Raw genomic sequence first — 20755 nt, 5'->3', positions numbered from 1 at the left:
TGTCAGCCCTGTTTGGTCAGCGTGCCGATCTGGACCCCGGTCTCGTCGACCACGACCGCGGCGCCGCCGTCCATCGTGAGTCCCACGGCTTTCGAGAGCCAGGTGTCGACGCCCTCGCAGTACATCATCGTCGAGGCGAGGCCGGAGAGCACGATCGAGCCGCCGGTACCGGCGCTCCAGGAACCCATCAGGTTGTTGCAGCCGTCTTTGCCGGTGACCTTCCCGTCGGTGAAGGTGAGGAACACGTCGGCGCCGTCCGGAGCATCCGCCGACCAGGTGCCGATGACGCGTGCCGCGGCATCCGGCACCGTTCCGGCGGGGGCGGTGACCAGCGTCACCACGGTCGCGCCGTCGGCGTCGGTGAGCAGGAGGGATTCGCCGTCGACGAGGGCGAGCGCGGCGCCGGAGAGCATGCTCGGGAGGGCGGCGCCGTCGCAGGCGATCAGCGTGCTCGGACCGGCCGAGACGGTCAACGAACCGTCGGCGGCGACCGCCCATTCGCCCTGCACGCCGTTGCAGCCGTCGGAGCCCGTCCAGGTACCGTCCTCGGCGAAGTCGAGGAAGGGGACATCCGGGGAGTCATAGCTCTCCCCCGTCACCCAGGTGCCCACGAGATCGGCCCCGGTCGCGGGATCGGCTTCGCCCGAACCGGGTTCCGAGGACGGTGCTGCGCCACCGGAGGCACAGGCACCGAGCGTCAACACCGCGGCCAGAGCCATGGCCGCCGCGATCGATGCCCTGATATCGAGCTTCATGGTCACTCCCGGGTCCGATGCGTGCCGGTCGGAGACCGGTTCTGGCTCCACGGTAACAACGGCAGATAACGCCGAGGACACGGTCTGCCGGGAATCAGCTGACGCTCAGAGGCTCTCCAAAGGCACGTCCGGATCCGCGATTGCGGCCGGATCGACGACGTTTCCCCGGCGGATGACGCCCTGCACCGCCTCGTTGACGTCCCACACGTTCACGTTCATGCCGGCGACCACTCTTCCGTCGGCCAGCCAGAAGGCGATGAACTCCCGTGCATCCTTGTCTCCGCGGTAGACCACCTCGGCGTGCCGGGCGAGCGGGCCGAAGCCGGAGTACTCCATCCCGAGGTCGAATTGGTCGGTGTAGAAGTAGGGGATGTCGTCGTGGACGGCGTCGAGCCCCAGCATCGAGCGGGCGGCCGTGCTCCCGCCGCTCAGGGCGTTCGCCCAGTGCTCGCTCCGGAGCCGCATCCCGACCAATGGGTGCCAGGCGTCGGCGATATCGCCGGCGGCGAAGATGTGGGGGTCACTCGAGCGGAGGTGTTCGTCGACGGCGACGCCGGTGGTGAGCTCGAGCCCTGCCGTCTCCGCCAGTTCGAGGTTCGGTGCGGCTCCGACGCCGAGCACCACCAGGTCGGCGGGCAGCACGGTACCGTCGGTGAGTTCGACGCCGGTGACCACGCTGCCGGCTCCGACGAGTCGCGCCACCGACGCCTCGGTGCGCAGATCCACGCCGTTGTCGCGGTGCAGCTGAGCGAACACGCCACCGAGCTCCTCGCCGAGTGCGGCGGCGAGTGGCACCGCGCCGCGCACCAGCACGGTCACGTCGTTGCCGAGCGTGCGCGCCGTCGCCGCGACCTCCAGGCCGATCCAGCCCGCGCCGATCGAGACCACGCGACGTCCGCCGCCGGCCAGCAGGCCGCGGAGCGCCTCGGAGTCGTCGAGCGTGCGCAGCACGTGCACTCCGTCGAGATCGATGCCGTCGAGCGGCGGCCGGAGCGCATGCGACCCGGTCGCGAGCAGCAGCTCCGAGTAGTGCAGGTCGATGCCGTCGTCGAGAGCCACGAGACGGTCGATCGGGTCGACGCTCAAGGCCCGCACTCCGGTCAGCAACTCGACGTCATGGTCGGCGTACCAGTCGGGCTTCTCCACGAAGACGGTGTCGCGCTCGGCGGCTCCGCTCAAGAACTCCTTGGAGAGCGGCGGCCGGATGTACGGATGGTGCTCCTCCAGCCCGACGAGTACGACCCGCCCGTCGAAGCCCTCCTCCCGGAGCGTCTTCGCCGCGCTCGCACCCGCGAGAGCGGCACCGACGATCACGAAGCTCTGCCGGGCATCCGTCATGGTTCTTCCTTTCGGCGACGACGTGCTCAGCGTACGCTCCGCGATATGGACGCGCGAAGCACCCGGGCACTCGTGGGCATCTCGGGATGGCGCTATCCGAGTTGGCGGGGTGACTTCTACCCGAAGGGACTCGCACAGCGCCGCGAGCTCGAGTACGCGGCGGAGCGGTTGGACTCGGTGGAGATCAACGGCTCGTTCTACTCCCTGCAGCGCCCGGAGAGCTACCAACGGTGGCGCTCCGAGGTGCCCGAAGGCTTCGTGTTCGCCGTGAAAGGAGGACGGTTCATCACCCATATGAAGCGACTGCGCGACGTCGAGACCCCGCTGGCCAACTTCTTCGCCTCGGGCGTGCTCGCGCTCGGGCCCACGCTCGGCCCGATCCTCTGGCAGCTGCCGGAGCGCCTCGTCTTCGACCCGGAGCTGCTCGAGCCGTTCCTCGCGATGCTCCCCCGCACCACCGCCGCGGCCCGCGAACTGGCCCACAAGCACGACGCCCGCCTCGACGGGCGCGATTGGCTCGAGATCGAGACGGATGCTCCGCTCCGCCACTGCCTCGAGGTGCGGCATCCGAGCTTCACGGCCCCCGCGTTCGCGGCGCTGCTCGCCGCGCAGGGCATCGGTTCGGTGATCGCCGACACGGCCGGCCGCTTCCCGGTGATCGACGCCGTCACGGCCGATTTCGTCTACGTGCGGCTGCACGGCGCCGACGAGCTCTACGCGAGCGGCTACGACGACGACGCGCTCGACCGCTGGGCCGCACGGACGCGGAGCTGGCTCGACGGCAGCGGCGCCGCCGACGGTCGTCCCCGCGACGTCTACCTCTCTTTCGACAACGACGCCCGGGGTCATGCACCCTTCGACGCGATCCGCCTGCGCGAACGCGTGATCTGACTGACGTCCTGCGGCGTGCGGGCCTAGGCTGAGGGGGATGCGACTCCTCCTGATCAGACACGCCCAGACCATCGACAACGTGCGCGGCGCCCTCGGCACGGTGGTGCCAGGCCCGGGGCTCACCGAGCTCGGGCAGGAACAGGCTGCCGCCGTTCCGGCAGCCCTGGCCGACGAGGAGATCGACGCGATCTTCGTGTCGACGATGCGCCGCACGCAGGAGACGGCCGCGCCGCTCGCGGAGGCGCTGGGCCTGGAGCCCGTCGTGCTCGAGGGCATCCAGGAGATCGACGCGGGCTCGCTCGAAGGACGCTCCGACGATGAGGCGATCCACGCCTACATGGGCACGATCTTCAGCTGGTGGACCGACTTCTCGGCGCGCATCCCCGACGGCGAGAACGGAACCGAGTTCTACGAGCGCTTCAATGCTGCGATCAGCGCGGTGAGCGAGCGGTACGAGGGCACGGTGGCCGTGGTGAGCCACGGCGCCGCCATCCGCACCTGGGCGTCCTGGTCGTCACAGAACCTGGACGCCGAGTTCAGCCGCGAGCATCCCCTCGAGAACACCGGCGTCGTCACCCTCGTGGGCTCGGCGGACGAGGGCTGGGTCTGCACGCACTGGCAGGGCACGCCTCTCGGCGGCGTCGCGCTCGAGGACGAGTCCGCGCCCGACCCCACGGGCGAAGCGCTCGGCTGACACGAGGTGAGCTAAGCTCGGCGCAGGTGCGAGTGCCGGCAGGGGGCTGGGTCGCAGAACGGACGACACCGATGACCGCGCACCGCGAATCCGACATCCGCTCTCGATCGCTCAGCCGCCGTGGTGTGCTCTCCACCGGAATGTGGAGCGTGCCGGTGGTCGCGCTGGCCGTGGCTTCGCCCGCGGCGGCGGCCAGTGACGACGACCCCGTCCTCACGTCGTACGGCCCGGTGGACGTCGACTCGCACACCAAGGTGTTCGGCCTCGCGCTGTCGAACCTGCCCGACCTCCCGCCGAGCCAAGAGGGCCGGTACGAAGGCGTGATGCTCGACCTCTGCCTCCCGGTGGGGCTGGCGGTGCTCTCCGTGAGTCCCGGGTGGGCGTTCGCCGGCTCGCTCGACGACATCTACGAGGGCGGCGACTGCTACGTCTGGAACACCGGACCGATCGACGCCGGCTCGGCGACGATCGAGGTGACGGTGGCGCTCGATCCGACGCGGGAATCGCTCGAGGGAATCCTCGGAGCCGACATCAGCATCGCCGACGACTACCTGTCGATCGTCTCGTGGACCTACCTCTACGGCGCTTCGACCGGCGTCGTGCTGCCGAATTGCGCAGCGCCCGAGAATCTCGGCTGACCCAACGAACGTGCACCAGTGACCGGTGGTGGAGATGGGGGGAATTGAACCCCCGTCCATCGCTGTGATTCTGCGCCTTCTACGGGCGTAGCCTGTGCAGACGTTCTACTCGGCTCCGACCTTTGCCACAGGCACCTAGGTCGACGAGCCCAGTCTCAGTGCAAGTCCCGCGTGGCCCTGAGGCTCAACCACGCAGCAATCTCTCTAGATAATGCCGGAACCCGGGTAGAGAGCATTCCCGGACCGACAGTTGCTATTTAGCTAGGAAGGAAGTCCTACGCCGCAAGGGCGAAGGAGGCCTTCTTGGCCGCAACAGTGCTGTTTGAATTGGCACTTATATTTTGCGGAGGGCGTTAACGAGATAACCCCGCATCCTCGACCCGCTTCTCGCAGTTTCGCAGGCGATGTCGAAACCGATCATCCCCTCGATGGGTCACTGGTGCACGCTGTTGAGTTGCCAAACGCTGCGTGAAGCAGCCCTCTAGTCTACGACAGATTCGCGCTGTCATGCGCATGGAATATCGTGGGAGGCATGTCAGAGACGATCATCACCGTGGCCGGGTCGAGTCGCTTGCGCCGCAACCCCGAGCGCGCCCGGGTGCGCATCGGCGTGGGCTTCGAGGGCTCCAAGCGCGACAGCGTCCTCGCGGCCACGCGAGCGGCTCACGAGTCGCTCACGGGGTCGCTCGAGTCGATCCTCGACGAGCACGACGGACCGGTGATCGGCTGGCACTCGGAAGACATCCGGGTCTGGGGCCAGCGCCCCTGGAGCCAGGACGGCACGCGCCTGCCGGTGGAGTTCCACAGCGCCGTGTTCGTCGACGCCGAGTTCGACGACTTCGAGGCGCTCTCGGAATGGATCGACGTGGTCTCCATCCGCGACGGTATCGCAATCGACGGGATCGATTGGCTGCTCTCCCGCGAGACCGAGGAGGAACTCCAGGCCGAGGCCCGCCGCGGCGCGGTCGTGGACGCGGTCACGAAGGCCCGCGAGTACGCCTCGGCCCTGGGCCTCGGCGACGTCGTGCCGATCTCCATCTCCGACCCCGGCCTCCTCGACAACCCGGCGCCGGCACCCCAGTTCACAGCGATGGCGATGGCCAAAGGCGCACCGGGCGGAGGCGGGGGCATGGAGCTGCGGCCGAGTGCCATCGTGATCGAGGCCACCGTGCACGCCCGCTTCTCGTCGCAGTCCCTGCTCGCGTGAGCGGCTCCGGCGCGCTCCCCGCGCGGGACTCCGCCTCAGTCGTGCCCGACCTCGCGGGGCGCACCTTCGTCGTCACCGGCGGAACGGGCGGCCTCGGCTACTGGGCGAGCGAGCAGCTGGCCGCGGCGGGCGGCAGTGTAGTCATCGCGGCCCGCAACACCGAGCGAGGCGCGGCCGCGCTCCGATCCCTCGAGAGCCAGGTACCAGGCGCCGACGTGCGCTTCGTGAGACTCGATCTCGCCGACCTGGCCTCGATCGCCGAGGCGGCGGAGGAGCTCTCCGCACTCCCCCGCATCGACGCTCTGATCGCGAACGCCGGTGTGCTCGCCTCGCACGGCCGGCAGACGACATCCGACGGACTCGAGGCGATGATCGGCACGAACTTCCTCGGCCATTTCGCCTTGATCGGCCGGATGCTCCCCGCGCTGCTGGCCCAGCCCGTTGCGCCCCGCATCGTGCACCTCGGCAGCATCAGCCACGAGTTCTTCCGCCTCGACCTCGACGACCTGCAGTCGAGCACCGGCCGGTTCCGCGAGTTCCGCACCTACGGGCGGTCGAAGCTCGCCGTGATGACCTATGGCTTCGAACTCGACCGGCGGCTCCGGCTGGCGGGCGCCTCTGCGGCGAGTCTGGTGGCGCATCCGGGGTACTCGATCGACGAGCTGGCACCGCGCCGCGACATCCTTCCCCCGCCGAAGAGCGCGCCGACGGCCCTCCGCGCCGCCTATCGTGTGATCGCCCAGGGCAAGGATGCCGGCGCCCGGCCCATCGTCGCCGCCGCCACCGATCCCGGAGCGGCAGGCGGGCAGTACTGGGGCCCCGCCGGCTGGCGACAACTCAAAGGCCGCCCTGCCGTCGTCGGGGCCAAGCCCTACTCCCGCGACCCCGCGATCGCCCGCCCGCTCTGGGCCGCCGCCGAGCACCTCACCGGCGTCACCTACGACCTCCCGGACTGACCTCGAGGTTCTGGCCCCAAGACGCCCCATAACGCGGGTTTTGGGGCGGGTAGGGGCAAGAAGTTCAGGTCAGTCGCCGAGGTTGCGGTGCCCGGCCATGGCGCGATCGGCCTCGCGCTTGTCCTGGCGCTCGCGCAGGGCCTGGCGCTTGTCGTACTCGCGCTTACCCTTCGCCACCGCGATCTCGACCTTCGCGCGGCCGTCGCTGAAGTAGAGCTGCAGCGGGACGAGGGTGTAGCCGCCCTCTTTCGTCTTGTGCGAGATCTTGAGGATCTGCTCCTTGTGCAGCAGCAATTTGCGCTTGCGCCGGGGAGGATGGTTGTTCCAGGTGCCCTCGTTGTACTCCGGGATGTGCACGGCGTCGAGCCAGGCCTCTCCCCCGTCGATGTAGGCATAGCCGTCGACCAGCGAGGCGCGGCCGGCCCGCAGGGACTTCACCTCGGTGCCGGTGAGCACGAGGCCCGCCTCATAGGTGTCTTCGATGGTGTAATCGTGTCGCGCCTTGCGGTTGGTCGCGACGACCTTCTGTCCGCGTTCGCGTGGCACGGCTTCTCCTCGATCAGATCTGTGAACCGCCCCGAATGGAGGCAGCCCACCATTCTAGACCTTCAGGTAGCGGGTGATCGCGACCTTGGCCGACAGGGCGGCCAGGAGCACGCCGAGGAGGATGAGGATCGGCACCACGAACAAGGCGTCTCCCAGGCCGATGAACGACGTGAACGGCAGGGCTTTGGCGAGCTGGTCCTGCACGAAGAACTTCACGATCGCCACCATCGCGGCGCCCGCCAGCACCGATCCGATAAGCGCGGCGATCACGCCCTCCAGGATGAACGGCGTCTGGATGAAGCGGTTCGATGCCCCGACCAGCCGCATGATGCCCAGCTCCCGCCTTCGGGAGAACGCCGACAGCCGGATGGTCGTGGCGATCAACAGGAACGCCGCCACGAGCATGATCAGCGCGATCGCGATCGCCGTGATGCTCGCGATGTTGAGGATGCTGAAGATCTGCTCGAGGTAGCTCCGCTGGTCGGTCACCCCGTCGACGCCCGGCATCCCGGAGAGGCTCTCGACGAGCACGTCGGACTGCTGCGGATCCTTCAGGTTCACCCAGTAGGTCTGGCTCAACAGGTCGGGCGTGACGTAGGCCGTGACCGGGTTGTCGGCGAACTGCTTCTTGAAGTTCTCGTAGGCCTGCTCGTGGTCTTCGAAGTAGTACTGCTGGATGAACGGCTGCAGCGTCGGCGAGTCGAGCTGCGCCTTCACCGCCGCGATCTGATCGGCGTTCGCCTCCCCACCGGCGCAGTTGTCGCCGCCCGAGGTCGCGGTGCACATGTAGATGGCCACCTGCGCCTTGTCGTACCAGAAGTTCTTCATCTGGTTGATCTGCGACTGCATGAGGATGGCCGCGCCCACGAAGGTGAGCGAGATGAAGGTGACGAGGACGACCGAGATGACCATCGACACGTTGCGCCGGAGGCCGGTGCCGACCTCACCCAGGATGAGTGCGAATCTCACGTCGTCGGCCCTACGTTCTGGTCTTTCGCCGGATCGGCCGGGGCGCCGGGCGCCCGCAGGCCGAGCTTCTCGGCGAGGGTGAGTGATTCGGTGGCCGGGTCGTGCGGATCCGGCTGCGGCGGGTTCACCGGCATCGGCGGGGTTCCCGGATGCGCCCCCGGCGGCACCGTCACCGGTTCGGCGACCGGGACCTGCTGCACCGGAACCGGCTCGGAGACCGGCGCGGGTGGCGGCGAGACCGGCTGCAACGGCGGCGGCGTGACCACCGGAGTGGCCTGCGTCGAGGTGGGCACGGGCGGCGCGTACCGCGGGGGCGCCACGTGGGGCTGCGCCGGCCCGACCGGGCGCACGAGCCCGTCGCCGAGGGCGATCTCAGCGGTCAACCCGGAGTCCTGCAGAGCGATCTCGGCGGTCATGCCGTAGGCGCCCTGGTCTTCGTCGCGCACGATCTGACCGGTCACGAGCTCGATCACGCGACGCTTCATGTGGTCGACGATCGCGTTGTCGTGCGTGGCCATCACGACGGTGGTGCCACCGGCGTTGATGCGCTCGAGCACGGTCATGATCCCGGCGCTCGTGGAGGGGTCGAGGTTACCGGTCGGCTCGTCGGCCAGCAGGATCGCCGGCTTGTTGACCACGGCACGCGCGATCGCGACGCGCTGCTGCTCACCACCGGAGAGTTCGTGCGGCAGGCGATTGGCCTTCTCCGCCAGTCCCACCATCTGCAGCACATCCGGAACGGCTTCCTGGATGAAGCCGCGCGACTTGCCGATCACCTGCAGTGTGAAGGCGACGTTGTCGAACACGTTCTTCGACGGCAGCAGCCGGAAGTCCTGGAACACGACACCGAGGTTGCGCCGGAAATACGGCACCTTGCGGTTCGAGATCGCGTTGAGGTCTTGACCGAGCACATGGATGTTGCCACTGGTCGGTCGGTCCTCCTTGAGGATCAGGCGGAGGAAGCTCGACTTCCCCGACCCCGACGCCCCCACGAGGAAGACGAACTCCCCGCGCAGGATTTCGAGGTCGATCGAGTTGAGGGCCGGCCGCTTCGTGCCCTTGTAGGTCTTGGTTACGTGATCAAACCGAATCATGACGTGATGAGACTAAGCAGCGGTTCGCGCTTTTCCGGGTCGCGACTCGCTGGACACGCCGATTCATAGAAACGGGCGCCGGAGAGCCGAAGCCACGCCTACTCGGTCTTGCGCTTGCGCCAGCGGATGCCCGCGGCGATGAACCCGTCGAGGTCGCCGTCGAAGACCGCCGTGGGGTTGTTCACCTCGTACTCCGTGCGCAGGTCTTTCACCATCTGGTAGGGCGCGAGCACGTAGCTGCGCATCTGGTCGCCCCAGCTCGCGGTGATGTTCCCCGCCAGCTCCTTCTTCTGCGCCGCCTCGGCCTCGCGCTGCAGGAGCAGCAGCCGCGACGCGAGCACGCGCATGGCGGCGGCCCGGTTCTGGATCTGGCTCTTCTCGTTCTGCATCGACACCACCGTGCCCGTGGGGAGGTGGGTGATGCGCACCGCCGAGTCGGTGGTGTTGACCGACTGACCGCCCGGGCCGCTGGACCGGAAGACGTCGACCCGGATGTCGTTCTCCGGGATCTCGATCGCCCCGGCCTCCTCCATCAGCGGGATGACCTCCACCGCCGCGAAGCTGGTCTGGCGCTTGCCGGCCGCGCCGAACGGGCTCATCCGGACGAGGCGGTGCGTGCCCGCCTCGACGGAGAGGGTGCCGAAGGCGTAGGGCGCGTCGATCTCGAAGGTGGCCGACTTGATGCCCGCCTCCTCGGCGTAGCTCGTGTCCATCACGGTCACCGGGTAGTTGTGCTTCTCGGCCCAGCGCAGATACATGCGCATCAGCATCTCGGCGAAGTCGGCGGCATCCACCCCGCCGGCACCGGAGCGGATGGTGACGACCGCGGGCCGCGCATCCCACTCGCCGTTCAGGAGTGTCTGCACCTCGAGGTCGCCCAGCACCTTCTGCAGCGACACGAGCTCGGCCTTGGCCTCCTCGGCCGACTCCTCGTCGTTCTCGGAGTTCGCCAGCTCGATCAGCACCTCGAGATCGTCGAGGCGGCTCTCGATCGACTCGATGCGCGCCAACTCGCCCTGGCGGTGGCTCAGCGCGCTGGTCACCTTCTGCGCCTTGTCGGTGTCGTCCCACAGATCGGGGACGCCGGCCTCCTCGCTCAGGCGCGCGATCTCGGCCGTCAGGGCGTCGACGTCGACGACCGATCGGATGTCTGCGAAGGTGCTCCGGAGCTGGGCGATCTGTTCTGAAAGGTCAATGTCTAACATCGTCCCGACAGTCTATCGAGTGGCCCTGGACGGCCCCGCGAAGAGTGCATTGTTTAGCAGGCGTAAAGTAGTTGCAATGAGTGTGCAGGCGGGCGACGACTTCCGGTTCCGGTCGATCGCGCTCCCCGCCCTTCTCCCGTCCCTCCTCTTCGGCATCGGAGAGGGCGCGATCATCCCGATCATCCCCGCCGTCGCCTCGTCGCTCGGCGCGGGTCTCGCGGGCGCGGGGTTCATCGCCGCGATGATCGTGGTGGGGCAACTGGTCGGCGACATCCCGAGCGGCTGGCTGGTGTCGAAGATCGGCGAACGGGTGGCCATGATCTCCGCCGCCGTGCTCTCGATCGCGTCCGTCACGGTGGCGATGTTCGCCGCCACCGCGGCGCTCTTCGGCGTCGCCATCTTCTTCCTCGGTCTCTCGGCAGCGGTCTTCGCGCTCGCCCGCCAGGCCTTCATGACCACCTTCGTGCCGGTGCGCATCCGGGCGCGCGCCCTCTCCACGCTCGGTGGCTCCTTCCGGGCCGGCTGGTTCATCGGACCGTTCCTCGGAGCGGCGGTGATCGGCCTCACCGGCTCGGTGCAGGCCGCCTTCCTCCTGCACATCACCTGCGCCGTGATCGTCACCGTCGTGCTGATCGCGATGCCGGATCCGACCGCCTCGGTCGCGAAGCCGGATGCCGGCGAGCAGCTCGTGCGCGCCGAATCGGTGGGCCTGTTCTCCACGATCTGGCAGAACCGCGGCGTGCTGCTGCGGATGGGCAGCGGAGCCGGCGTCGTGGGCGCACTGCGGGCCAGCCGGATGGCCATCCTGCCGCTCTGGGCGGTGAGCATCGGGCTCTCGGAATCCTCGACGGCACTCATCGTCGGCATCGGCGCCGCCGCCGACTTCGCCCTGTTCTACACCAGCGGCCAGATCATGGATCGGTTCGGGCGGCTCTGGAGCGTCGTGCCGTCGATGGTCGGGATGGGGCTCGCGCTCATCACGCTCTCGTTCACCCACGACCTGCCCGGGGCGGTGCAGTGGTTCATCGTGGTCGCCATCGTGATGGGTGTGGCGAACGGTGTGGGCAGCGGCATCATCATGACCCTGAGCGCCGATCTCGCGCCGCAGGACGACCCGGCGCCCTTCCTCGGCGCGTTCCGCTTCACGGCCGATGCGGGAGCCGCCGCCGCGCCCCTGGTGGTCTCGGCCATCGTGGCCGTGGCGTCGCTCTCGCTCGCCACCGGAGTGGTCGGCGTGGTCGGCCTGGTGGGGGCGGGCATCCTGATCCGGAACGTGCCGCGGTACCTGCCGCACATCCCGCGCGCGGCGCGCTGACCCCATACTCCGAGGATGCTCAAGACGCACCCCCTACACTGGAATTAGCTTTGCGGGAGTGGTGGAATTGGCAGACACGCAGGATTTAGGTTCCTGTGCTTTCGAGCGTGAGGGTTCAAGTCCCTTCTCCCGTACTCTCGATGTGATTTGTGCCGCCGGGTGGTAGCACCACCCCGACGACTGGAGAACCCCCTGTGATCGCCGCCGCTGCTCCCGCCTCGCTCATCCCGTGGCTCGACCCCAACATCCTGCTCGGAGGGGTCTTCGGGCCCGTGGCCCTCCTGGTGGTCTGCGCGATCGTGTTCGCCGAGACCGGTCTGCTGGTCGGGTTCCTCCTCCCGGGAGACACCCTCCTCTTCTTCACCGGCGTGCTCGCCGTCACGGGCAAGTTCGGTGTCGACATCTGGTGGGTCTGCCTCGCGATCTCGCTGGCCGCATTCCTCGGCGGCGAGGTCGGGTACCTCATCGGCCACAAGTTCGGCCCGCGCATCTTCGAGCGCAAGGAATCGGGACTGTTCAGCGTGCGCAACGTCGAACGGACCAACGAGTTCTTCGAACGCTTCGGCGGCTTCGCCGTGATCATCGCGCGCTTCGTGCCGATCGTGCGCACCTTCGCCCCGGTCGCCGCGGGCATCGGGCACATGAACTACCGTCGCTACTCCCTCTACAACGCGATCGGCGCCATCATCTGGGGCTCGGGCATCACCTTGCTCGGCTACCTGCTCGGGCAGATCCCGATCGTGAAGAACTTCGCCGAGAACTACCTCGACCTGGTGCTGATCGGCGTCGTGGTGCTCACCGTCATCCCGACCGTGTTCCACTACATCCGCACCGCCCGCAAGGCGAAGCGGGATGCCCTGGCCGCCGACGCGGAAGAGGTCGAGGTGACCGGCGCCGCCGAGAAGCTGACCCTCGAGCCCGAGGTGTTCGGCAACGACGTCGACGGCCGCGCGTAGGCGTCCGTCGACAGCTGCCTAGAGGTGCTGCTGGTCTTCGTGCCGGGCGTGCTCGGCGGGTTCGAGCTGGAACGTCGAGTGCTCCACGTCGAAGTGCTCGGTGAGGCAGCTGCCGAGCGAGTCGAGTAGCGGCCCGGTGTCACCGCGCTCGAAGACCTCCCGCGCTACCACGACGTGCGCGGAGAACACGTACTGACCTGAGGTGATGGCCCATACGTGTACGTCGTGCACGTCGACCACACCCGGTTCTTCGAGGATGTGCGTGCGGATCGCCTGCACGTCCATCGCCGACGGCGTCGACTGGCTGAGCACCGACATCACGTCGCGGAGTAGTGACACGGCGCGCGGCACGATCATGGCGGCGATCAGGAGCGAGGCGATCGCATCCGCCTTCTCGAATCCCGTGGTGAGGATGACGACCGCCGCGAGGATGACCGCGATCGAGCCGAGCAGGTCGCCCAGCACCTCGAGATAGGCGCCGCGCATGTTGATGGAGGACTTGGCGCCGCCGCGCAGGATCATCAGCGAGGTGAAGTTCGCGACCAGGCCGATGCACGCGACCGCGAGCATCAGTCCGCCGCGCACCTCGCCGGGTTCGGAGGAGATGAGCCGCGACACCGCTTCGAAGGTCACGAACGCGGCGACGACGATGAGGATGAGGCTGTTCGCGAGGGCGCCGAACACCTCGGCCCGCTGGTAGCCGTAGCTGTGGCGGTCGTTCGCCGGGCGGGCGGCCACGATCGTGGCGATCAGCGCGATGATCAGGCCGATCAGGTCGGAGAGCATGTGACCGGCGTCGGCGACGAGGGAGAGCGATCCGGTGAGGAAGGCGCCGATCACCTCGACCACGAGCACCGTGGCGACGATGGCGATGGCGAGGGTCAGGCGGGAGCGGTTCGCCCCCGCACCGTGGCTGTGGCCGTGACCACCGCCGGCACTCGCCGAACCGGCGGCGCGGCTGCCGTCGGCCCGCGCCGCTTCGTCGCGCGCGACGGCGGCGGCGTGGGCCGAGCCCGGCCCGCAGCCGGGGGCGCCTCCGTGGTCATGCGTGTGCGCGGCGGATTCGTTCGTCATCATTTCAACGGTAGCCGCCCACGAGATGCCCGTGCCACCGTGACGGCTACTCGGGAATGAGGCTCGTTCTCAGTACGGGGATCGCCGCCTCGAAGGCCCGGGCGCGGTGGCTGATCGCGTTCTTCTCCTCGGGCCGTAACTCGGCCGCTGTGACCGCATATCCGTCGGGCACGAAGATCGGGTCGTACCCGAACCCGCCGCCCCCGTGAGCGGCCGTGGCGAGACGACCCGGCCAGCGCCCGGAGACGACCTGCTCGAATCCGGTCGCCGGCACGACGATCGCGATGTGACAGTCGAAGTGCGCGGCGCGGTGCTCCGGGGCGATGTCGGCGAGCTGATCGAGCAGCAGCGCGAGGTTCGCCTCGGAACCCCGACCGTGGCCGGCCCACCGGGCCGAGAAGATGCCGGGGGCGCCGCCCATCACGTCGACGGCGATGCCCGAGTCGTCGGCCATCGCCGGCAGCCCGGTGTGCGCCGCCGCCGCCCGCGCCTTGATCAGCGCGTTCTCGGCGAAGGTCGCGCCGTCCTCCACCGGCTCCGGACCGTCGTAGGCGACGATCTCGAGCTCCGGCAGGGCGGAACCCAGGATGCCCTGGAACTCCTCCACCTTGTGGGCGTTGTGGGTGGCGAGAACGACGCGCATCCGATGCCTACTCCCCTGCGGTGGCCGTGCCGGCGGCGAGCACAGCGTTCTGCAGCACGGCGAGCTCGGTGGTGCCGAGCAGGGCCAGGTCGAGCAGCGAGTCGAGCTCTGTGCGGTCGAACGGCGCGCCCTCGGCGGTGCCCTGCACCTCCACGAACAGGCCGCGGCCCGTGACCACCACGTTCATGTCGGTCTCGGCCCGCACGTCCTCGACGTAGGCCAGGTCGAGCATGGGCTCGCCGTCGATGATGCCCACGGAGACCGCCGAGACGGTGTCGATCAGCGGCGTCGACCGCTGGCCGATGAACTTCTTCTCGCGCGCCCACTCGATGGCGTCGGCGAGGGCGACGTAGGCGCCCGTGATGGCGGCGGTCCGGGTGCCCCCGTCGGCCTGCAACACGTCGCAGTCGATCACGATCGTGTTCTCGCCCAGGGCCTTCATGTCGACCACGGCGCGCAGGGATCGGCCGATCAGGCGCGAGATCTCGTGCGTGCGCCCGCCGATCCGCCCCTTCACCGACTCGCGGTCCATCCGGTCGTTGGTGGAGCGCGGGAGCATCGCGTACTCGGCCGTGACCCAGCCCTTGCCCGATCCGGACTTCCAGCGCGGCACGCCGTTGGTGAACGAGGCGGTGCAGAGCACCTTGGTCTTGCCGAAGGAGATGAGTGCCGAACCCTCGGCCTGGTCGCTCCAGCCGCGTTCGATGGTGACGGCGCGCAGCTCGTCGGGCGCACGGCCGTCTTTGCGGATGATGTCGGTCACGAGTGACTCCTTGTGGGATCGGTGATGGGGATGGTGCCGGTCTCCACCAGTTCGACGGAGGACACCTCCGGCCCGAGGAAGAGCTCGGACAAGCGGATGAATTCCTCGGCGCTGCCTCCGGTCGCCTCGTAGCGGTACTCAGCACGGCCGGGCGAGGTGCGTTCGATGCCGGCGCGCACCAGGGTGCGGTAGACGTCGTTCGCGGTCTCGGTGTCACTCGAGACGAGTCGCACGCCCTCGCCCACCACGTAGGAGATCGCGCCCTTGAGGAAGGGATAGTGGGTGCAACCGAGCACCAGGGTGTCGATGCCCTGTTCCACCAGAGGGGTGAGGTACTTCTCGGCGAGCGAGACGAGCTCGCGGCTCGTCGTGTCACCGGCCTCGACGTGCTCGACGAACTCCGGGCAGGCCTGCGTGAAGAGTTCGAGGTGCGGAGCGGCCGCGAACGCGTCGTTGTAGGCGCGGGAGTTGATGGTGGCGAGGGTGCCGATGACGCCGACCCGGTTGTTACGCGTCACCGACACGGCGGTACGCACGGCGGGCTGGATGACCTCGACCACCGGCACGCTGTAGCGCTCGCGGGCATCCCGCAGCATCGCCGCCGAGGCGGTGTTGCAGGCGATGACGAGCATCTTCACGTCCTGCTCCACCAGGTCGTCGAGCACCTCGAGGGCGAAGCGGCGGACTTCGGCCAGCGGGCGAGGACCATAGGGCGAATGGGCCGTGTCACCGACGTAGATGATGGATTCGCGGGGCAGCTGGTCCCTCACCGAGCGTGCGACGGTCAGCCCGCCCACACCGGAGTCGAAGATCCCGATCGGCGCATCACTCACGATAGGACAGCCTAGCCCGAGTGCCACGGCCTAAGCTCAGGAGGGTGACCGCGTCCACCGCCCTGCTCACCGACCGCTACGAACTCACGATGGTCGATGCGGCCATCCGCGCCGGCACCCACGACCGGCGGAGCGTCTTCGAGGCCTTCGGCCGCTCGCTCCCCGCGGGCCGCCGCTACGGCGTCGTGGCCGGGACCGGGCGCCTCCTCGAACTCATCGCCGAGTTCCGGTTCCAGGATGCCGAGCTCGACTTCCTGAGGGAGCACGGCGTCGTCAGCGCCCCGACCCTCGACTGGCTGGCCGACTACCGGTTCTCCGGGACGATCACGGGCTACCGCGAGGGCGAGATCTACTTCCCGAACTCGCCGATCCTGGTGGTGGAGTCGAGCTTCGCCGAGGGCGTCCTCCTGGAGACCCTCATCCTCAGCGTGCTCAACTACGACTCCTCGGTGGCCGGTGCCGCCGCCCGGATGGTCTCCGCCGCCCGCGGCCGCCCGCTCGCCGAGATGGGGTCGCGCCGCACGGGCGAGCGCTCCGCGGTGGCCGCCGCTCGAGCCGCCTACATCGCGGGGTTCGCGGCCACCTCGAACCTCGAAGCCGGCCGCACCTGGGGCGTGCCGACGATGGGCACCGCGGCCCACGCCTTCACGATGCTCCACGACAGCGAGGAGGAGGCCTTCCGGGCACAGGTCGCGGCTCTCGGCCCGGGAACCACCCTGCTCGTCGACACCTACGACGTGCCCGAGGGCGTACGGACGGCCGTGCGGGTGGCCGGATCGGAGCTCGGCGCCGTGCGCCTCGACTCGGGAGACCTGCTCACCCTCGTCTCCGCCGTGCGGTCACAGCTCGACGAGCTCGGCAACCGCGACACGAAGATCACCGTCACCAACGACCTCGACGAGTACACGATCGCAGCTCTGGCCGCGACCCCGGTCGACTCCTTCGGCGTCGGGACCTCCGTGGTCACGGGATCGGGCTCCCCCGCGGCCGGCATGGTCTACAAGCTGGTCGCCCGGCAGAACAACGCGGGCGAGTGGATCTCGGTGGCCAAGAAGTCGCCGGAGAAGGCGACCCACGGCGGGCGCAAGCATCCGGTGCGCGCGCTCAGCGCATCCGGGATCGCGACGTCGGAGACCATCTACGTCGGGGCCGCGGCACCTTCGGTGGTGCCGGGCCGGATGCTGCACACCCGGCTGATGACCGACGGTGTGGCGGATGCCGCCTACACCGGGCCCCACGGTGTGGAGTCCGCGCGCGAGCGGCGCGCGATCGCGCTGCGCGAACTGCCGCCGGAGGCGTTCCGGCTCGCGGCCGGAGATCCGGCCCTGCCGACGGTGTACGTCGACGCCGAGGCGTTCGCTACTCGTCGATGAGCTTCTCGTAGATCTCCTTGCAGGTGGGGCAGATCGGGAACTTCTCCGGGTCGCGACCCGGCGTCCACTTCTTGCCGCACAGCGCCTTCACCGGCTTGCCGGTGAGAGCGGACTCGAGGATCTTCTCCTTCTGCACGTAGTGCGAGAAGCGCTCGTGGTCTCCGGGGTCGAACTGTTCGGCCTCGATGAGCTCCTGGAGCTCGCGGTCGAGAGTGGCCGTGCCTCCACCGGAAGGGATGTCCCCGGGCTCGGAGATGCTGTCGAAAACGGGATTGACCATGGGGTCAATTGTAGATCGCTCCGGCGCTGCTCGGCCCGCTGTTTCAGTTGCGCTGTGCGGCGGCGAGGATCTCGGGCCCGCGACGCGTGAAGATGCGTGCGCCCCACGCGACACCCAGCACGACCGTCACGACGCCCACGCCCAGACCGGTCCAGAGCGACACCCAGAAGTAGTCCGGGTCGACGAACACGCCCAGCACGCCGTAGACGACGGCGGGGGTGGAGAGGATCAGCGTGCCGCCCAGCGAGAAGCCCTGCGCCAGCACCGAGGTGGCGCCGGTGGACTGCGGCTGTGTGAACGCGCTGTCGCCGGGGCGGCTGGCCGGGTAGGGGAACCGGGCCGAGAAGATGCTGCCGAGGCCGAGGCCCGTGAGCACCAGGCAGGTGCTGGTGCCGAGCACCGCGGGGAGTGCATCCGGATTGTCGGCGAAGACCACGCTGAGGAAGGAGCCGATGCCGATCAACGGGATGGCGATCAGCACGACCGGGATCATGCGCCCGATGCGGTCGGCGACGCCCACACGGCCGGCCACGACGTGCAGCCAGATGGCCGTGTGGTCGAACGCGACGTCGTTGTGCACCACCCAGCCGAGGAAGACGCACATCAACGGGATGGGCAGCAGGGCGGTGTATTCGATCGGGATGCCCACGAAGACGAACACGACCACCGTGACGATCGGCACCACGGGCACGATCACGAGCTGCGCGTAGTAGCGCGCGTCTCGGCCCCAGTAGGTGAGAGACCGTGCAGCGATGGCGCCGGTGCGCGTCGTGGGAGTGCGCCCGAACCAGCCGAGGCCGGCGTGCTCGCGGGTCTCGCTCTGGTGACCGGGCGTCACGAGCATCAGGGCCACGAGGCCCTTCCAGGCGAGCCAGAGCAGCGCCAGGGTGGCCAAGGCGATCAGGAGCTTCAACACCGAGAAGACCCACTGGCCGTTCGCCGCGTCGGCGGGGATGGCCCAGACCGCGCCGAGCGGCGTCCAGCCGAGCACGTTCTCGAGAGCGGAGAAGAAGCCGCCGCCGTCGTTGCCCCACCCCGTGAGCATGAGCAGCAGGATGCCGGGGACGATGACGATGATCGCCAAGACGCCGACGGTCACCCCGATCTCGCGCGACCGGCGGGTGACGAACACGAAGGCGGAGATCGAGGTGGCGAGCCGGGCGCCGAGCACACAGGTCAGCGCCCCGACGACGGCCGAGACCACCGCGAGCAGAGCAGAGCCGGGCGATTGCGACCAGGTGGCGATGGTGGCGAGGCTCACCACCGTGACGATCAGGGACGGCACGCTGAGGAAGGCCGCGACGAACAGTCCGAAGGCGACCGATCCGTCGGTCACCCCGTAGAGCGAGAACGAGCGCGGATCCATCGGATCCTGCGTGCTGAAGAACAGCGGCAGGAGGAAGAATCCGGCCACCACGACGGAACCGCCGATCACCACGATGTTGCGGGTGATCTCCGGCTCCCCGGTGCGCAGGGAGAACAGGACCGCGATGAGCGCGATCCCCATGATCACCGCGTAGGCCGTGCCGATGATCACCCCGACGAGCTGGGGCGTGGGCCGCTTGACGTTGTTCGCGAGGAGGCGCAGCCTCAGTCGGAGGAACTCAGCAACCATTCCATGCCTTCTGCGCTCTTGCGGCCGCCCGCGAGTTCGACGAATCGTTGTTCGAGGGTGCCGCCGTCGCGTACCTCGTCGACCGTGCCCTTGGCGAGCACCTGGCCTTCGACGATGATGGCGACGCGGTCGCAGACGCGCTGGATCATGTCCATGCTGTGGCTGGAGAGCACCACGGTTCCGCCGCCCGAGACGTACTTCTCCAGGATCTCGACCACGTTCGCGGCCGACACGGGGTCGACGGACTCGAAGGGCTCGTCGAGCACCAGGATGCGCGGCGAATGGATCATGGAGCAGGCCAGGGCGATCTTCTTCGTCATGCCCGCCGAGTAGTCGGACACGAGCCGGCCGAGCGCGTCCTCGAGGCCGAAGGCGGTGGCGAGGTCGTCGCTCCGGTGAGCCACCGTCGCGGCGTCGAGGCCACGGAGCGTGCCGGAGTAGTAGAGGAGTTGACGGCCGGTGAGGCGGTCGAACAGCCGCAGGCGGTCGGGCAGCACGCCGATCAAGCGCTTCGCCGCCGTCGGGTCGCGCCAGACGTCCTGCTCGAGAACGGTGATGGTGCCGCCATCGGGGCGGAGGAGGCCCGTGACCATCGAGAGCGTGGTGGTCTTGCCGGCGCCGTTCGGGCCGACGATGCCGTAGAAGGAGCCCTGCGGCACGTCGATGTCGATGCCGGCCACCGCGGTCGTGCTGCCGAACTTCTTCGTCAGCCCCGTGATGGAGAGCACGATGTTGCTGGGGTCGATGTCGCGCACGACCAGGGGCGGCGTGGAGACCGCGGCCCGCGGCTTGCGGGGGGTGCGAGGCACGCGCGGCGTGCGAGGGGCGGGCGCCGCCACGGGAGCGGGAATCGCCGGGATGACCACGGTCTCCCCTGCGGAGCTGGGCCGAGCCTCGACCACGGTGGTGTCGGTGGCAGTCTCTACCGCCGCGGGCGCCTCCGAGGCGGCTTCGACTTCATCGACCGCGTCGGGCTGGTCGGTCGTCGGAGTGGTCGGCGCCGCGGCTGCCGGCGTCTTGGCGGCGGGCTTGCGCTGCACGGGCTTCCGTGGTGCAGCGGGCTTCTTGCGCGCCGGTGCCGGTGCCGACGTCGCAGCGGCGGCGACGTCGGGAGCATCCGTCGCAGCGGATTTCGCCGCGGTCGACGGGCGGCGCGGAGTGGTGGGCTTCGCCGGAGTCGTCGGCTTCGCAGCGGCCGCCGGCTTCTGCGCGGGAGTGCGTTTCACCGGCGTCCGGCCCGCCGCCGCCGACGCCGTGCCGGCCGCTTTCGCGGGTGCGCGGCGAGGGGCGCGTGGGCCGCCAGACCGTGCTCCCCCGGCATCTGGAGTGTCTGACTCTGAGCTCACCGCACTAACCTATCAATCCCTTTGCTGCCCTGCACCGGGCTCGTCGCCCTTGCCTGATGGAGTGGTCACGAAGCCCTCAGTCTGACATCTCTTCGGCCCGACACCCGCATCACGAAACAGAAACGATACACAGTGCCGCCCTTGCCCCGAAATGGGGGCACAGTACACTGAACGGAGGCATGACGAGGTGTCTGGATCGAAACCGAGAGGTTAATCGGGTCTGAACTCTGCACTGCTTCTCGGCTGCACGATGCTCACGCTCGT

21 protein-coding genes, 1 tRNA gene and 1 other RNA gene are annotated in these 20755 nt (G+C 68.8%); 9 read left to right on the top strand and 14 right to left on the bottom strand.

The annotated features are described in order from the left end of the window. Positions 1-2: 2 nt before the first annotated feature. A complete protein-coding gene (locus ACFJGU_RS17750) occupies positions 3-755 on the bottom strand; it encodes an META domain-containing protein (RefSeq protein ID WP_382305207.1) in 753 nt (250 codons plus the stop codon). Positions 756-860: 105 nt separating this feature from the next. Further along, the gene (locus ACFJGU_RS17745) at positions 861-2093 is read right to left on the bottom strand and encodes an NAD(P)/FAD-dependent oxidoreductase (RefSeq protein ID WP_382305204.1); all 1233 of its coding nucleotides are present in this window, start codon (positions 2091-2093) and stop codon (positions 861-863) included. 45 nt (positions 2094-2138) lie between these two features. Between ACFJGU_RS17745 and ACFJGU_RS17740 the strand changes: the two genes are divergently transcribed. From ACFJGU_RS17740 to ACFJGU_RS17730, 3 genes are all read left to right on the top strand, one after another. Then, entirely contained in the window at positions 2139-2984 is an 846-nt protein-coding gene (locus tag ACFJGU_RS17740; RefSeq protein WP_382305202.1) for a DUF72 domain-containing protein, read from the top strand. A 37-nt stretch (positions 2985-3021) separates the two neighbouring features. Next, positions 3022-3678: a histidine phosphatase family protein gene (locus ACFJGU_RS17735; protein ID WP_382305200.1), complete on the top strand. Its 657-nt coding sequence runs from the start codon at positions 3022-3024 to the stop codon at positions 3676-3678. A gap of 71 nt (positions 3679-3749) precedes the next feature. Next, entirely contained in the window at positions 3750-4316 is a 567-nt protein-coding gene (locus tag ACFJGU_RS17730; RefSeq protein ID WP_382305197.1) for a hypothetical protein, read from the top strand. Positions 4317-4342: 26 nt separating this feature from the next. Here ACFJGU_RS17730 and ssrA read toward each other — a convergent pair. After that, positions 4343-4741, bottom strand: a transfer-messenger RNA (tmRNA) gene (gene ssrA / locus ACFJGU_RS17725). Between the two features lie 107 nt (positions 4742-4848). Here ssrA and ACFJGU_RS17720 point away from each other — a divergent pair. Further along, positions 4849-5523, top strand: coding sequence for an SIMPL domain-containing protein (locus ACFJGU_RS17720; protein WP_382305195.1), 675 nt, complete (start codon positions 4849-4851; stop codon positions 5521-5523). Continuing rightward, positions 5520-6479 carry an SDR family NAD(P)-dependent oxidoreductase gene (locus tag ACFJGU_RS17715; protein ID WP_382305193.1) on the top strand — a complete coding sequence of 320 codons (960 nt, stop codon included), beginning with the start codon at positions 5520-5522 and terminating at the stop codon, positions 6477-6479. The genes ACFJGU_RS17720 and ACFJGU_RS17715 overlap by 4 nt, the downstream gene beginning before the upstream one ends. 69 nt (positions 6480-6548) lie before the next feature. Here ACFJGU_RS17715 and smpB read toward each other — a convergent pair whose 3' ends face one another. The 4 genes from smpB to prfB form a co-directional block, all read right to left on the bottom strand. Then, positions 6549-7025, bottom strand: a complete 477-nt coding sequence (smpB, locus tag ACFJGU_RS17710) for an SsrA-binding protein SmpB (RefSeq protein ID WP_382305192.1) — start codon at positions 7023-7025, stop codon at positions 6549-6551. Positions 7026-7079: 54 nt separating this feature from the next. Next, positions 7080-7994: a permease-like cell division protein FtsX gene (gene ftsX / locus ACFJGU_RS17705; RefSeq protein ID WP_382305190.1), complete on the bottom strand. Its 915-nt coding sequence runs from the start codon at positions 7992-7994 to the stop codon at positions 7080-7082. After that, complete coding sequence (gene ftsE / locus ACFJGU_RS17700; RefSeq protein ID WP_382305188.1) at positions 7991-9088, bottom strand: cell division ATP-binding protein FtsE; 1098 nt, start codon at positions 9086-9088, stop codon at positions 7991-7993. The genes ftsX and ftsE overlap by 4 nt, the downstream gene beginning before the upstream one ends. Before the next feature lie 98 nt (positions 9089-9186). Further along, the gene (gene prfB, locus ACFJGU_RS17695; RefSeq protein WP_382305186.1) at positions 9187-10293 is read right to left on the bottom strand and encodes a peptide chain release factor 2; all 1107 of its coding nucleotides are present in this window, start codon (positions 10291-10293) and stop codon (positions 9187-9189) included. Positions 10294-10369: 76 nt separating this feature from the next. On the opposite strand from prfB, the gene ACFJGU_RS17690 reads away from it, so the two are divergent. The 3 genes from ACFJGU_RS17690 (at position 10370) to ACFJGU_RS17680 (ending at position 12564) form a co-directional block, all read left to right on the top strand. Continuing rightward, positions 10370-11608 (top strand): MFS transporter, encoded by a 1239-nt coding sequence (locus ACFJGU_RS17690; protein WP_382305184.1) that lies wholly within the window; start codon positions 10370-10372, stop codon positions 11606-11608. A 52-nt stretch (positions 11609-11660) separates the two neighbouring features. After that, positions 11661-11742: transfer RNA gene (locus tag ACFJGU_RS17685), tRNA-Leu, on the top strand. A 60-nt stretch (positions 11743-11802) separates the two neighbouring features. After that, positions 11803-12564: a DedA family protein gene (locus tag ACFJGU_RS17680; protein ID WP_382305183.1), complete on the top strand. Its 762-nt coding sequence runs from the start codon at positions 11803-11805 to the stop codon at positions 12562-12564. An 18-nt stretch (positions 12565-12582) separates the two neighbouring features. On the opposite strand, the gene ACFJGU_RS17675 is transcribed toward ACFJGU_RS17680, so the two are convergent. From ACFJGU_RS17675 to murI, 4 genes are read right to left on the bottom strand one after another with little or no spacing between them, the layout of a single operon-like run. Beyond that, positions 12583-13638: a cation diffusion facilitator family transporter gene (locus ACFJGU_RS17675; RefSeq protein WP_382305181.1), complete on the bottom strand. Its 1056-nt coding sequence runs from the start codon at positions 13636-13638 to the stop codon at positions 12583-12585. A gap of 46 nt (positions 13639-13684) precedes the next feature. Further along, positions 13685-14281, bottom strand: coding sequence for an RdgB/HAM1 family non-canonical purine NTP pyrophosphatase (rdgB, locus tag ACFJGU_RS17670; RefSeq protein ID WP_382305179.1), 597 nt, complete (start codon positions 14279-14281; stop codon positions 13685-13687). Positions 14282-14288: 7 nt separating this feature from the next. Next, positions 14289-15044 (bottom strand): ribonuclease PH, encoded by a 756-nt coding sequence (gene rph, locus ACFJGU_RS17665; RefSeq protein WP_382305177.1) that lies wholly within the window; start codon positions 15042-15044, stop codon positions 14289-14291. Further along, complete coding sequence (gene murI, locus ACFJGU_RS17660; RefSeq protein ID WP_382305175.1) at positions 15041-15877, bottom strand: glutamate racemase; 837 nt, start codon at positions 15875-15877, stop codon at positions 15041-15043. The genes rph and murI overlap by 4 nt, the downstream gene beginning before the upstream one ends. 44 nt (positions 15878-15921) lie before the next feature. On the opposite strand from murI, the gene ACFJGU_RS17655 reads away from it, so the two are divergent. Then, on the top strand, positions 15922-17250 hold the full coding sequence (locus ACFJGU_RS17655) for a nicotinate phosphoribosyltransferase (protein WP_382305173.1): 1329 nt from the start codon (positions 15922-15924) through the stop codon (positions 17248-17250). Here ACFJGU_RS17655 and ACFJGU_RS17650 read toward each other — a convergent pair. Genes ACFJGU_RS17650 through ACFJGU_RS17640 form a run of 3 tightly spaced genes read right to left on the bottom strand, consistent with a single transcriptional unit; the run spans position 17237 to position 20371 of the window. Further along, positions 17237-17530, bottom strand: a complete 294-nt coding sequence (locus tag ACFJGU_RS17650; protein ID WP_092553626.1) for a DUF3039 domain-containing protein — start codon at positions 17528-17530, stop codon at positions 17237-17239. The genes ACFJGU_RS17655 and ACFJGU_RS17650 overlap by 14 nt on opposite strands. A 43-nt stretch (positions 17531-17573) precedes the next feature. Then, complete coding sequence (locus ACFJGU_RS17645; protein WP_382305171.1) at positions 17574-19145, bottom strand: hypothetical protein; 1572 nt, start codon at positions 19143-19145, stop codon at positions 17574-17576. Continuing rightward, positions 19121-20371: an ABC transporter ATP-binding protein gene (locus ACFJGU_RS17640; protein ID WP_382305169.1), complete on the bottom strand. Its 1251-nt coding sequence runs from the start codon at positions 20369-20371 to the stop codon at positions 19121-19123. Before ACFJGU_RS17640 ends, ACFJGU_RS17645 begins: the two co-directional genes overlap by 25 nt. Positions 20372-20755: the final 384 nt, after the last annotated feature.

Source organism: Herbiconiux sp. UC225_62 (genome assembly GCF_042694625.1).
Taxonomy (GTDB): Bacteria; Actinomycetota; Actinomycetes; order Actinomycetales; family Microbacteriaceae; genus Herbiconiux.
Note: the sequence above shows the minus strand (reverse complement) of the source record. Positions and strands in the feature narration are given on the sequence as shown.

Excerpts from the sequence above, each read along its gene's own strand:
- ACFJGU_RS17740 (WP_382305202.1), top strand. The coding sequence starts at position 2,139 with ATGGACGCGCGAAGCACCCGGGCACTCGTGGGCATCTCGGGATGGCGC.
- ACFJGU_RS17650 (WP_092553626.1), bottom strand. The coding sequence starts at position 17,530 with ATGGTCAATCCCGTTTTCGACAGCATCTCCGAGCCCGGGGACATCCCT.
- prfB (WP_382305186.1), bottom strand. The coding sequence starts at position 10,293 with ATGTTAGACATTGACCTTTCAGAACAGATCGCCCAGCTCCGGAGCACC.
- ACFJGU_RS17720 (WP_382305195.1), top strand. The coding sequence starts at position 4,849 with ATGTCAGAGACGATCATCACCGTGGCCGGGTCGAGTCGCTTGCGCCGC.
- ACFJGU_RS17735 (WP_382305200.1), top strand. The coding sequence starts at position 3,022 with ATGCGACTCCTCCTGATCAGACACGCCCAGACCATCGACAACGTGCGC.
- ACFJGU_RS17645 (WP_382305171.1), bottom strand. The coding sequence starts at position 19,145 with ATGGTTGCTGAGTTCCTCCGACTGAGGCTGCGCCTCCTCGCGAACAAC.
- ACFJGU_RS17730 (WP_382305197.1), top strand. The coding sequence starts at position 3,750 with ATGACCGCGCACCGCGAATCCGACATCCGCTCTCGATCGCTCAGCCGC.
- ACFJGU_RS17750 (WP_382305207.1), bottom strand. The coding sequence starts at position 755 with ATGAAGCTCGATATCAGGGCATCGATCGCGGCGGCCATGGCTCTGGCC.
- ftsE (WP_382305188.1), bottom strand. The coding sequence starts at position 9,088 with ATGATTCGGTTTGATCACGTAACCAAGACCTACAAGGGCACGAAGCGG.
- ACFJGU_RS17690 (WP_382305184.1), top strand. The coding sequence starts at position 10,370 with ATGAGTGTGCAGGCGGGCGACGACTTCCGGTTCCGGTCGATCGCGCTC.
- rdgB (WP_382305179.1), bottom strand. The coding sequence starts at position 14,281 with ATGCGCGTCGTTCTCGCCACCCACAACGCCCACAAGGTGGAGGAGTTC.
- ACFJGU_RS17745 (WP_382305204.1), bottom strand. The coding sequence starts at position 2,093 with ATGACGGATGCCCGGCAGAGCTTCGTGATCGTCGGTGCCGCTCTCGCG.
- ACFJGU_RS17675 (WP_382305181.1), bottom strand. The coding sequence starts at position 13,638 with ATGACGAACGAATCCGCCGCGCACACGCATGACCACGGAGGCGCCCCC.